11 protein-coding genes are annotated in these 12,595 nt (G+C 58.9%); 6 read left to right on the forward strand and 5 right to left on the reverse strand.

Features of this window, described 5'->3' with window-relative positions; translation table 11 throughout:
* Positions 1–11: 11 nt before the first annotated feature.
* Both BCY88_RS05410 and BCY88_RS05415 read right to left on the reverse strand, forming a co-directional pair.
* Entirely contained in the window at positions 12–1,523 is a 1,512-nt protein-coding gene (locus tag BCY88_RS05410; RefSeq protein ID WP_120343278.1) for an aldehyde dehydrogenase family protein, read from the reverse strand.
* Between the two features lie 20 nt (positions 1,524–1,543).
* On the reverse strand, positions 1,544–2,413 hold the full coding sequence (locus BCY88_RS05415) for an NAD(P)-dependent oxidoreductase (RefSeq protein ID WP_120343279.1): 870 nt from the start codon (positions 2,411–2,413) through the stop codon (positions 1,544–1,546).
* 151 nt (positions 2,414–2,564) lie between these two features.
* Here BCY88_RS05415 and BCY88_RS05420 point away from each other — a divergent pair, with 151 nt between their 5' ends.
* From BCY88_RS05420 to BCY88_RS05430, 3 genes are all read left to right on the forward strand, one after another.
* Positions 2,565–3,476, forward strand: a complete 912-nt coding sequence (locus tag BCY88_RS05420; RefSeq protein WP_120343280.1) for a LysR family transcriptional regulator — start codon at positions 2,565–2,567, stop codon at positions 3,474–3,476.
* A gap of 168 nt (positions 3,477–3,644) precedes the next feature.
* Complete coding sequence (gene epsC, locus BCY88_RS05425) at positions 3,645–4,427, forward strand: serine O-acetyltransferase EpsC (RefSeq protein WP_220669657.1); 783 nt, start codon at positions 3,645–3,647, stop codon at positions 4,425–4,427.
* A gap of 3 nt (positions 4,428–4,430) precedes the next feature.
* Entirely contained in the window at positions 4,431–5,324 is an 894-nt protein-coding gene (locus BCY88_RS05430) for a VOC family protein (protein ID WP_120343281.1), read from the forward strand.
* Positions 5,325–5,401: 77 nt separating this feature from the next.
* Here BCY88_RS05430 and BCY88_RS05435 read toward each other — a convergent pair whose 3' ends face one another.
* The 3 genes from BCY88_RS05435 to BCY88_RS05445 form a co-directional block, all read right to left on the reverse strand.
* The gene (locus BCY88_RS05435; RefSeq protein WP_120343282.1) at positions 5,402–5,791 is read right to left on the reverse strand and encodes a response regulator; all 390 of its coding nucleotides are present in this window, start codon (positions 5,789–5,791) and stop codon (positions 5,402–5,404) included.
* 323 nt (positions 5,792–6,114) lie between these two features.
* Entirely contained in the window at positions 6,115–7,353 is a 1,239-nt protein-coding gene (locus BCY88_RS05440; RefSeq protein WP_120343283.1) for a metal-dependent hydrolase family protein, read from the reverse strand.
* A gap of 141 nt (positions 7,354–7,494) precedes the next feature.
* On the reverse strand, positions 7,495–8,754 hold the full coding sequence (locus BCY88_RS05445; protein WP_120343416.1) for an MFS transporter: 1,260 nt from the start codon (positions 8,752–8,754) through the stop codon (positions 7,495–7,497).
* Between the two features lie 611 nt (positions 8,755–9,365).
* Between BCY88_RS05445 and BCY88_RS05450 the strand changes: the two genes are divergently transcribed.
* From BCY88_RS05450 to BCY88_RS05460, 3 genes are all read left to right on the forward strand, one after another.
* Positions 9,366–10,613, forward strand: a complete 1,248-nt coding sequence (locus tag BCY88_RS05450) for an aconitase X (RefSeq protein ID WP_120343284.1) — start codon at positions 9,366–9,368, stop codon at positions 10,611–10,613.
* Complete coding sequence (locus tag BCY88_RS05455) at positions 10,606–11,094, forward strand: aconitase X swivel domain-containing protein (RefSeq protein ID WP_120343285.1); 489 nt, start codon at positions 10,606–10,608, stop codon at positions 11,092–11,094. The genes BCY88_RS05450 and BCY88_RS05455 overlap by 8 nt, the downstream gene beginning before the upstream one ends.
* A gap of 179 nt (positions 11,095–11,273) precedes the next feature.
* Positions 11,274–12,389 carry a branched-chain amino acid ABC transporter substrate-binding protein gene (locus BCY88_RS05460; RefSeq protein ID WP_120343286.1) on the forward strand — a complete coding sequence of 372 codons (1,116 nt, stop codon included), beginning with the start codon at positions 11,274–11,276 and terminating at the stop codon, positions 12,387–12,389.
* The last annotated feature ends 206 nt before the right edge of the window (positions 12,390–12,595 follow it).

The following is a 12,595-nucleotide window of genomic DNA, read 5'->3' on the forward strand; positions in this document are numbered from 1 at the left end:
CAGGTGTCGCGTTAAAGGTAGCCGAATGCCGTCGACGGCGCTTTGGCGGTTTCAACCCACACGCTCTTTGTCTGCGTGTATTCGTAAAGTGCCTCGACGCCACTCGAACGACCGTAACCGCTCAGACCATATCCGCCGAACGGCGACGCGACGTTGATGGTCTTGTAGCCGTTGATCCAGAAAGTGCCGGCGTTAATCTCGCCCGCAACACGGTGCGCGCGGCCGACATCGTTTGTCCAAACCGCACCGGCCAGACCAAACTCGGTATCGTTCGCAATACTGATCGCCTCCTCCTCCGAGTCGAACGGAATGGCCGCGACGACCGGGCCGAAAATTTCGGTTCGGGCCACGTCCATATCGTTAGTGACATTCGCGAGGACAGTCGGTGCGACGAAGTAGCCGCCGTCAGAGCGTTCAGCGGACCCTGCTGCAAGTGTGGCGCCTGCTGCAACACCGCTCGCAATCATCTTCATGACATGCTCGTATTGCGTGCGGTTGTTGATAGGACCGACTTCCGTGGCGTCGTCGATGGGCGAGCCCACCTTGATTTTCTTTGCGCCGGTCGCGACCATGCTCACAAATTCGTCGTACACAGAGCGTTGCACGATCAGGCGTGAGCCTGCGACGCAGCTCTGACCCGCACCGGCGAAAATGGCGGCCTGCGCGGTGAGCGCGGCTCGCTTCAGGTCGGCGTCTTCGAAAATGATGTTGGCCGATTTACCGCCAAGCTCCAGAACACATGGCAGCACACGCTTCGCTGCCGCTTCGGCAATGCGGACTCCCGTAGCCGGCGAGCCGACGAACACCACTTTCTTGATGACCTTGTGTGCGATGGCGGCCTGAGCGACCGTATGGCCGAACCCCGCCAGCACGTTGATGAGTCCCTTCGGCGCACCGGCGCGTTCGGCCAGCATGCCGACCACCAGCGACGTGAAGGGCGTCAGTTCCGAGGGCTTCAGCAAGACGGCGTTCCCCATCGAAATCGCCGGCGCCAGTTGCCATCCACACGTGAAAACAGGGGCGTTCCATGGCGTGATCTGGAGGACCGTTCCGGCCGGTTCGCGGCGCGTGTAGTTCAGGTGCGAAGTTGGGACGGGGATCACTTCACCATAGAACTTATCGGTCCAGCCGCCGTAGTATTCGAACATCTCGGCAACCTTGGCGACTTCGCCGCGGCAATCGCGAATCGGCTTGCCCGAACCCAGCGACTCGAGCCGCGCCAGATTCTCAGTATCTTTGCGCAACTCCCGCGCGATTTCGAACATGACGCGGCCGCGTGCGGCATGAGTCAGCGCCCACCACTGCTTCTGCGCACGTTGTGCCGCCTCGGCCGCAAGTTCGACCACCGCTGCGCCGCCGTCCTTGTATGCAAGGCTCGGCTTGCCGGTCGCTGCGTCGTACAGCTGGATGAGTTCGCCCGTGCCTTCCACCAGTTCTCCGCCCACGTATGAACCGATAGTCGTCGCGTTCGGGAAGAAGTGTACGAATGCGGCCAGCAGGTTTTCAGCTGCGTTGTTTTCCATTTCGATGCTCCTTGACCGGGTTACTTCTGTTCGACGAACTGAACAATGCGGTTGAAGTCTTCGGCATCGCCGATGAATTGCGCGCTTTCCGCCCACAGGCGCCCGGCTTCAACCGCGATGGGGGCGTTCACGCCCTGGCTCTTCAGCAGGTCCATCGCGAGGCGCAGATCCTTGCGCATCAGTTTCATCGTGAACCCCGAGTCGAACGTGTTGTTGAGAATCCAGGTCGGGTAGTTCGTGAGCGTCGCGCTGTTGCGCCCGGAGCCGCCGCTGAGCGCTTCAATCAGCTTCCCGGGATCGACGCCTACCGATTCAGCCGCGCGCACGGCCTCACTGGTTGCCAGCAGGTGGATGCCGGTGAGCAGGTTGTTGATGATTTTGGTGACATGGCCGGCGCCGACCGGGCCGACGTGTACACGTTTGGCGCTCATCACGGCGAGAATCGGCTCAACTGCGGCAACGTCTTCGTCAGAGCCACCGAGGACCATCGTCATCGTTGCGCTCGCCGCGCCCTTCGGGCCGCCGCTGACCGGGCCGTCAACCATACCGACCTTGACTTCCCTGAGTGCGGCCGCGACTTTGCGCGTGCTGTTCGGCTCGGCTGTCGTGGTGTCCACAACGATGAGACCCGGCTTTGCGCTTGCCGCCACACCGCCGTGGCCCAGAACCACCTCTTCAACGATTGCGGAGGTGGGCAGGGAGAGAATGAGAACGTCGGAGTCACGCGTGATGTCCGCAATGGAGGCGCGGGCAGAGACGCCTTCTTCCTGCAGCCGCTCGGCAACGCCTGGCGCCGCGTCGAAACCCAGCACGGTGTAACCGCCGCGCTTGAGCGAGAGGGCCATGCCGCGCCCCATGTTTCCAAGTCCGATGACACCAACTGTCTTCATAAGTGCACTCCGTTGCAATGACACCGCCGGCCGAATAGAGGTATCCATTTGCGGCCGTTTGCGGTTTTGGAGTGGCCATAGTCAGCTTTTGCGCCCCTATAATCAATCAACGCCAATATTGGAATCGTTCTGTTTTTTCGAACAGGGAGCTATGGCAGACAACCTTACAGAAAGCCGAATCGTCTATTTTTTCGAGGCGGTTCGATGCGGAACCATTCGCGCTGCTGCGGACTGGCTGAACGTGGCGCCTTCGGCGGTGAGCCGGCAGATTGGCTTGCTCGAGTCGGAGCTCGACGCGACTTTGATCGAACGCCATGCCCGCGGCGTCAAGCCGACGGAAGCGGGCGAATACCTGATCGAGTATTTCCGCGAGCAGCTTGCGCACAAGGACGACCTGATCTCGCGATTGCAGGGGCTGCGCGGACTTCGAACCGGCCACGTGAGTGTCGTGCTCGGGGAGGGCTTCGTGTCGGACGTTCTGGCGGGCCCGATGCAGCAATTCTGCAAGCTGTATCCAGGCATCAAGGTCAATCTCGACCTCGGCAGCACTAATGACGTAGTGCGGCGAATCTCGGAGGACGAGGGGGAAATCGGTCTCGTGTACAACCCGCCTGCCGAACCCAAGCTGGTTGCGCGCGCTTTCAAGCGCCAGCCTATGATGGCCATCGTCGGTCCTCACTTCCGGCGCTCGAGCAAACAGAAAGCAATGACCGTGCAGGAGCTGGCGGCTTATCCGATCGCTGCGACACATCCGACCTACGGAACCCGGCAAATGCTGCAGGCCGTCGAGTTTGCCGAGAAAATTCGCCTGGACCCGGTCGTGACGACGAACTCCATCAGCATCCTGAAGCAGTTCGCAAGGTCTGGCCTCGGCGTTGTCGTGCTGCCGGCATTTGCGGTCACGACTGAAATGGCTGCGGGCGAACTTCACGCAATCGAAATCGACCATCCGATCTTCCAGAATGCGGAAGCTCACCTGGTCACGCGCGTTGGGCGCAAGCTGTCGGTCGCATCGAACAAGATGCTTCAGATGATGACCTCGCAGATGGGTGCTTTCCGCTGAGGTGCGATGCGCGGCCGGGCGGCTGCCAACAGAAGAGGACTGGGAGACGCTATCCACGAAGGCAGGCACCGCGCACTCAGCCATCTAATTTTCAGAACAAATCTCTGATTCGACGGCACTTGCTGTTCTTTTTGGACATCGCAGACTCTCACAAAAAGGAGGCAAGGCGTGACCACCATTGAAGCCCAGGAACTGTGGGAGACAGTTCGTACCGAAGCGGAGCGCGAAGCAACGCTGCGGCCGATGTTGCGACGGTACTTCGACGCGGCTGTGCTAAAGCACGAGACGCTGGGTGAGGCGTTCGCGTCTCTTCTGGCGGCGGAACTCATGCGCGTCGACAGCGCTTTGCCCGACTTCGCCGAGGAGTTCGGCGCGCTTAGCAGACAGCGGGCGCTTGAGATCGGCGCGGCAGCCGATATCGCCAGGATTTCGTCCTCAAACCCCGCGTGCCCGAATGCGCTGACTGCGTTCCTGTCGTTCCGCGGTGTCCACGCCATTCAGTTTCACCGCATTGCGCACGCATACTGGGCAGCGGGCGAGAAGACATTCGCCGTGTTGCTGCAGAACTGGTGCGCCAAGTCATATAACGTCGATATCCATCCTGCTGCGCGCATCGGCAAAGGTCTCTTCGTGGACCACGCAATGGGCATCGTCATCGGCGAGACGGCGGTGGTCGAAGACGGTGTCAGCATCTGGCATGGCGTCACGCTGGGCAGCACCTTCGCCGAAGCAGGCGACCGGCATCCGAAAGTGCGGCGGGGCGCCACGCTCGCGGCCAACGCGACGATACTGGGAAACATTGAAATTGGCGAAGGTGCGGTCATTGCTGCCGGCAGCCTCGTTCGTACGTCTATTCCCGCGGGCATGATTGCCGCTGGTGTTCCAGCAAAGGTCATCAAGCCGGTTTCCGGCACCTATGCCGCTATAACCGCCCCATCCATAAAGGACTAGCGAATGATTCCTCCAGACCAGCATCGGCTTGGGATTGACCACCCCGTGATTTCCGTTCGAAACCATCCCGAGGCGGTCGAGAAGTTCATTCGCCTCGGTTTCTCGCCGAGTCCGATCTCTTATCACCCGTGGGGTTCGGTGCTGACGTTGATGATGTTCGAGAACAACTTCATCGAGCTCATCGGTATTGACGACCCCTCGAAGTTCGGCACGGGTGAAGTTGACGGGTTTTGCTACGGCCGCACCCTGGGTGAGTTTCTGGCGCGCTCCGAAGGACTGGGACTCGTCGCGCTGCATAGCAAGGATATCGAAGGCGACTTTGCCGCGGTGAAGGCGAGCGGTTTGCCAACACAGCAACGCGTCGATTTTCGCCGCAAGCTGACCAAAGCCGACGGCACCCCGGACGAAGCGGTCGTGTCACTCGGAATGGTGATGGACACCGGGTTGGGCGATGTGTCGAACTTCCTGTGTCAGCAGCATCGACCGGAGTTCATCTGGCGCAAGGATTGGCAGAATCACCCAAACGGGGCCAACGCCGTCCTGGAGGTCGTGTACGTCGCTGCCGAACTGGGTTCTCTGGAGGATAGATGGTCGAAGCTCTTTGGCGCGAAGCAAACAACCCGAGTCGACGGGCACGTCGAGGCTGATACGGGCTGCGGCAAGGTGGTCGCGCTTACACCGGAACAGGCAGCGGCGCGGTTTTCGACCGTCGGTCTGCCGGTCAGTTACACGGAGAAACCGCATGGCATCGCTTTGCAAGTGCGGGTTCGCGACATTGCAGTGACCGAACAGGTCTTGGGGGAGAACGGCGTCAGCTATGTTCGAACCAGCAAAGGAATTGCGGTAACGCCGGACTCAGCCGGCAATGCGATCATCGAGTTCGTTCAGACGGACTGAGCCGGGAACCGCTGTTTTCTTCTTCAACAAGCGCTTCTGGCGGGTGTTGCCGTCCGGGTGCAAAGACCGCCTCTTAACTACGTGGATCCGCCGCGCTGTAATTGCCGATGCTTGACGTTATCCACCAGCAGTCGCCGCATTGTGGTCAGTAACATTGCCCCATCTACGGGCTTGCGAAGGAACCCATCGTAACTAACGAAGGCGGGCGGACTCGGTTCTCCGGAAACCAGTATGAAAGCAACGTCGGCCAGACCGGGGAGGGTGCGCAAGCGGTGACACAGTTCGCTCCCCGACATTACCGGCATGCGCCAGTCGGCGACCACGATATCGACGGGGGATTCGATGAACATGGCCAATGCCGATTCGCCGTCACTCGCGCTTCTGACTTCGAATCCGTCTGCGATGCAGTTCGCCTCCCATGCTGCAAGGGTTTCCGCGTCGTCGTCCACCAACAGCACGCTTGCCATACCTGAATGTCCGAGTCGCCAATGGTTATTTGGCAGCTTGATGCCGGATAAAGTTTCACGCGGTTTCTGCTACGGTTTCAACGCTGGGCACACTCTCAGCGCGCAATCAACAAAGACGCCACTCCGCTTATGCTTTACACATTCCGGACTGGCGCCCTGTCTTTCGAGCTTTGCCGCGACGGACGGCTTCCTCGGCTTGCGGTTCGCCAACCATCACTTTCAGAAGTCCGTGACGGGCGCGGTAATTTCAGGCCTCGGGTGACTGACGGACTGACGTGAGGCACACCTGGGTCAATCGAGTTGCACCGGTTGGCCTCGGCGTTTCAGTCCACAAGACGGTTTTTGAAAAGCTGCCCCTGCTTCATGATGAGGTCCAGATGGCGCCCTTGCTCACCCAGCAGACCTATGTTTTTCAACGGGTCGCCATCGACGACCAGCAGATCGGCGACGGCGCCCGGCGCCACCACGCCTAGCTCGCCCGTCCTGTTCAAAACTTCTGCCGCCACGGACGTCGCCTGACAGATAACTTCGTAGGCCGAAAATGCGCGTGTGCGCAACATCAGCTCTTCGCTCTGGCGTTGATGCATCGTACCCAACAGGTCGGAACCGTACGCCATCTTCACCTTGTTGCGCTTGTAGATTTCCAGCGAGTCCAGACCCTTTTGCAGTACCGCGGCGTTCTTCACAAGGGAATCCGGCGGAAAACCAGCTTCAGCGCCATCGGTTCTGCAGGCTTCGTAGGTAATCAGGGTCGGCACGACGAAAGCACCTCGCTGTGCCATCACGTTGGCGGCATCGTCGTCGACGAGGTTGCCGTGCTCAATCGTGCGAACACCGAGCTCGACAGCGCGCTTGATTGCTTGAGCCGTGTAGGCATGCGCCATGACGTATGTCTGGTGTTGACGAGCTTCCGCGACAGCGGCGCGAATCTCGTCCTCGGAGAATTGCAGATTGCCAATCGGATCTGTTGGAGACGAGACGCCGCCGGACGCCATGATCTTGATTTGCGTTGCGCCTTGACGGATTTCCTGCCGGATCGCGCGGCGAATGTCGTCGACACCATCCACGATGCGGCCAATCGCACCGTAGTACTGTGAGCAGGGACAGTTGTCGGGGCCGTGATCCAGCCGGACACGAAAGTCTGCGTGGCCGCCGGTCTGGGAGAGAGCCTTGCCTGAGGTGAAAAGACGAGGGCCTTCAGCAAGCCCGGTCTCCACTGCTTGCGCAAGCGCGTAGTCGGCGCCGCCTGCATCGCGAACGCTTGTGAAACCTCGCTCCAACATTCCGCGCAGAATTGGTACCGCGCGGAACAACGCGAAAGCGTTGGGGAGCTTCGCGTTTGCGCCCAGGTTGGCCATGCTTGCCATGACGTGGACGTGGCAATCAATCAGCCCTGGCATCAACGTCTTGCCCTTGATGTTCAGGACCTTCGCCTGCGAGCCAGGCTTGATGTTTGCCGCGACTTCCCGGACAACCCCGTCTTCAATCAGAACATCGTAAGGCTGGTCGTCTTCGTTGTGGTTGACGTCGACAATCCGGCCGCTCTTCAAAAGTGTAAGCATCGTTTCCTCTTTCAAAAAGGCGAAACGTCGAAGCGGAAGAGAATCCGGCTTCGACGGGTTTCGCGCTGCGAGAATCTGCTATGCCGCGCGTGTGCGTGTGCGTGTGCGTTCGCGGCGTGGCGTGGCGTGGCGCAAGTTGTGTCAGAAGTCGTCCAGAGGTTTGGGGTAGACCATCGCGCCAAGGAAGCTCAGCAATGCGGCGAAGGCGACATAGCCGGCCGGTGCCAACTTGCTTCCGGACCAGGCAATAAGGAGCGTGATGACAAACGTCGCAAAGCCGCCAAAAATGGTCACCGCGACGTTGTAAGCGAGGGATAAGCCAGTCGAGCGCACGCGGCTTGGAAACATCTCCGCGAAGACAGCGAGAATTGGCGCCGTGTATGCCGAGATGAGCACCCCGAAGACGAGTTGAAAGATGACCAGCGAGGTCAACGAAGGACTGCGCACAATGTAGGCGAACATCGGAAACGCGAGCACCCCAATCAGCAACGCCGAACTTGCAACGATGAATCGGCGTCCGATGCGGTCCGACAGCCACCCGAACATGGGTGAGGCCACCAGAATGACGGCGCCGCCTATGAGCCCTGCGCGGAAGCCGAGACCCTGCGGCAAGCCCAGTGACTTCACGACGAAAGTCGGCATGTAATACAGCAGCACATAGGTACACACAGTCCACAGGATGACGAGTGAAATGGTTGCGAATGTCTGGCGCGGATACTCGCGAATTACCTCGCGCAGCGGCGTGTTGGACTTGGCCGCGTGCTTGAAGGTCGGCGTTTCGTCGAGTCCACGACGGATGAACCAGCCGACCGGTCCAATCAGCAGACCAAGAGCGAACGGGATGCGCCAACCCCAGGATTCCAGCGCTTCTGGACTCAGTTCGGAAGAAATGAAAACGCCAACGGCGGCCCCGGCGAGCACGGCAAAGCCAATGCTCGATTGGATATAGCTCGCGTAGAGACCACGAGAGTTTGCCGGAGCATACTCGGAGAGAAACGTTGCGGCCGTACCCATTTCGCCACCGTGCGCGAAGCCCTGAATAAGGCGGCCCACCACCAGCAGAATCGTCGCGCCGACACCAATCTGCTGGTACGTTGGCGCGCATGCGACGATGGCAATTCCGAGTGCCATCAGCATGATCGAGAGAGACAAGGCCTGCTTGCGGCCAACCCGGTCGCCGTAAATACCCAGAACAATGCCGCCAAGGGGCCGTATGAAGAAGCCCACGCCGAATGTAAGGGCGGCGAGCAACAGTGAGAGGACTGGGTCGTGAGTCGGGAAAAACAGCTTCCCGATCGTCACCGAGAAGAAGCTGTAGCTGGAGAAGTCAAAGACTTCCAGCGCCGTGCCGATGACAGTGGCGGCGACTGCTTTGCCCTTGTCGGCCTTGCCGGCAGCCATCGCCGGGTCGGCGGTCGTTCTGGTTGTGTTCACGAAGAACGCTCCAGTTGGTCTACTCAGGCCGAGACCCGAGGTGGTGTCGTGGCAACCACGCTAACCGTCAGGTGGTTGGTTTTTGGTCATTGGATGCGCAATTTAGCCCTTTGATACGCTGTTCTGCGCCATCCATGAACCACAGCGTACCAAATTGCAAAATTATTGGATATATTTAAGAACCACTGGATTGGCAGGGTATACCCGTGGAAAGAGGTGCTTCGGTTCTGCACGCAGCAAGCAACCCAGCTCTCGCGAACCGCTAAACAGCGATGCTTTTGCCATCGCATTCATGGCAGAGCGCGCTGGGAATGTTCCAGAGACAGGTTGGGTCACCGATCTTGCGCATCTGGCTGGCTACCATGCATCACTGATCCGAAATCGCCTCGAATTGGTGTGTGTTTGATCCAAATTTGGCTGGAGAGTGATTGCTATTCCTTGGTGCGAGGGAAATTGAGTGCTATTTCAGAGAAAATTGGCCTAGATAATTACCAGTATGGACAGTTTTTCGTTCCAGTTGTACATTTGTGCCCAGATGCTTCGGAACGAAGCCCGTGACGACTTAAGAGGAACACCCGATGTTGCAGTTAAGCGAGCGCGATGAGGCGATGTTGAATGGGGAGCTTGGACAAGGCGCGGCGCGCGCGATGCGGATTGTGACGCGCACGGCTGACGTCATGTCGGCACCGCATCTGATTGACATCAGCTCGGCGCATATCGATGGCTGTCTTTACCACGGGCAAACGAGTCTCGACTTCGTCGAACTGTTCGTTGCGGCCGGAGCAAAAGTGGCGGTGCCGACCACCCTGAACGTGGGCTCGCTCGATTTGATTCATCCCGAGCTCTATCACGGCGACCGTTCGATTCAGCGCGACGCGCAGCGGCTGATGGACGCGCATATTGAGCTGGGCTGCGAGTCGAGCTTCACATGCGCGCCGTATCAGTTGAAGAACAGGCCTGCAAAGGGAGAACAGATCGCATGGGCTGAATCCAATGCGATTGTCTTCGCGAACTCGGTGCTCGGCGCAAGAACTAGCCGCTACGGCGATTTTCTCGATCTGGCTGCAGCTATCACGGGGCGCGCGCCGTATGCTGGGCTGCACGTTGAGGCAAACCGCGCGGGTCAGATTGTTTTCAATGTCGAAGACTTTGCAAGCCGGTCCTCGCGCGATATCTACTTCGCGGCGCTTGGACTTCTGGTCGGCAAGGTTGCGGGCGCGATCGTCCCCGTGCTGGTTGGCCTGCCGAGCGACACAAGCGAAGACGAACTGAAGGCGCTGGGTGCTGCGGCGGCTTCCAGCGGCGCGGTCGCGCTCTTTCACGCAGTCGGCATTACACCCGAGGCGCCGACACTGGAAGCTGCGCTGCAGGGACATGCCCCATTGAAGACGGTCGACGTCTCCCTCTCCGAGCTCAACGAAATCAGGTGCAACCTCAACAGCGGCCGCGAGGGCGACGAGCTGGTCGCGGTTTCGCTGGGTACGCCTCACTTTTCAGTTTCAGAGTTTCTGCGGCTCTCGGAGATCCTCGACCGGTTCGAGGGTAAGTCCAGGACAGACTTCTACGTGAATACAAGCCGCTTCATTCTCTGGCAGCTGGATGAAATGGGCCTTGCGCGCAAGTTCGAGGAGCGAGGTATTCAGATTGTTGTCGATACATGTACCTACATCACGCCTGTCATGAAGAAACTGACTGGGCTCGTGATGACCAACTCAGGAAAATGGGCTTCGTATGCGCCGGCGAACATCGGCGTGACTGTGGCGTACGGAAGCATGAACGAATGCGTGCAATCGGCTTTTGATGGGAAGGTACGTTTCAATGACTAAGCATTCCGAGGATGTTTCGGGTTCCGCAAAAGCGGCAACTGCAGGCCGGATTCTCGTCGGTGATGTCCTGGTGGCAGGCACGGCGCAGTCTGAAAAGATCGTGCTCGACAAACCCCTGAGCTTTTGGGGCGGCTACGACTCAGAAGCGGGCAAGATTATTGACCGTACCCATCCACTGGTCGGCGAAAGCCTTGCCGGCAAGATTATGGTGATGGCCCACGCAAAAGGCTCGAGCTCGAGCAGCAGTGTGCTCGCTGAGGCAATTCGCAATGGCACCGGCCCTCTCGGTATCGTGCTCAGGGAGCGCGACCTCATTATCTCGATTGGTGCAATCGTTGCGGCCGAACTCTACAACCTCAATGTACCGGTTGTCTGTCTGGGACCCGTTGCTTTTGATGAGGTCGTTTCCGCACCGGGTCCTCTGCGTATTGAGGCTGTCGGCGGGGAGGGCGGGGCAAGAGTTTATCTTGACTCTCGCTAGGCGCGGTGCGCGTGCCGGGTGACCCGGGCACATATCCATGTCCGGGGCACTTATTCAGGTTGCGAGTCGATTTTCGCTGTAACCCCGTTGAAGTTGTATTGCGTAGCAATCGGCAGAAAAACTGAGATGTGATGACCAACATTGCTCGCGCAAGGGCGAGTCTTGGATAAGGATACCTAATGAAACTTAAGGCCGTAATCACTACGCTGCTGCTGAGCGGCATGTCAATTGGTGCTGCACACGCTGACCAGGTCGTAAAAATCGCGCTTTCCGGACCATTGACCGGTCCCCAGGCCGTCAGCGGCAAGGATGATGAGAACGGTCTTCGTCTGGCCGTTGAGATGCTCAATCAGAAGCCGATTAAGGTGAACGGGCAGGCAGTGAAATTCGCAGTACTGTCTGAAGACGATCAGGCCGACCCGAAAACGGGTGTCCAGGTTGCCCAACGTCTGATTGACCAGCAGCCCATCGCATTTCTCGGCCCGCAGAACTCCGGCGTTGCGATTCCGGTTGGCCGTTTGACGAGTGGGGCGCATATTCCGATGCTCACAGTCGCATCGAATCCTCAACTGACGAAACTGGGTTACGACAACATCTTCCGTACCGGCGCAAGTGATTCTGTACTCGGTTCTTCGATGGCAACCTTTGCCGTCGAGAAACTGCATGCGAGGACCGCTGCGGTTATCGACGACCGGACTGCGTATGGTCAGGGCCTCGCGGACGAATTTGTCGCGAAGGCGAAGTCGATGGGTTTGCAGGTCGTGGACCGCGAGTTCACCAATTCGTCGGCAACTGACTTTCTCGGCATTCTGACGACAATCAAGGGCAAGAATCCCGACGTCATTTTCTTCGGCGGCTACGTACCCCAAGGCGCGCCGATGGCGAAGCAAATGGTTGCCCGCGGAGTGCGAGCCAAGCTGCTCGGCGGTGACGGCATCTGTGCTGACGACATGGCAAAGGTTGCGGGTGCGGCTGCCGAAAATGCTTACTGCTCGATGAGCGGTTCGGGCCTTGACGGTACGGCGGAAGGACGAGACTACATCGCCCGCTACAAGGCGCGGTTCAAAACCGAACCGCAGGCCTATGGCATCACGTATTACGACGGCATGATGCTACTGGCCAATGTGATTTCCTCCGCGCAGACCACTGACCCGGTCAAGCTCGTGCAGGCGCTACGCAACGCGAACTTCAAGGGCGTCGCTGCAACGTATGCCTTCGACAAGGTCGGTGACCTGAACAACGCGCCTACGACTGTGTTCTCGTTTAAGAACGGTCAGATGACGGTAGTCAAATGAACTGATGGCGAGTGGGGATTGACGGCATTTCGCCCACGCTTCGCGATGACGGTTGAGGCGAAGCGTCTACGTGACAAGTGAATGACGCGAGGCGGTTCTTGTTTGAGCATTCGCAGAAGATGCTGTGCTCATCGCCCTGCAGGTGTTGTTGAGGTTGTAATTTCTCTTGTTGTACCAGTTGGCGCGCAATCGATCTGATTGCGCGC

It is taken from the genome of Paraburkholderia fungorum (assembly GCF_003610895.1).
GTDB classification, from domain to species: domain Bacteria; phylum Pseudomonadota; class Gammaproteobacteria; order Burkholderiales; family Burkholderiaceae; genus Paraburkholderia; species Paraburkholderia fungorum_B.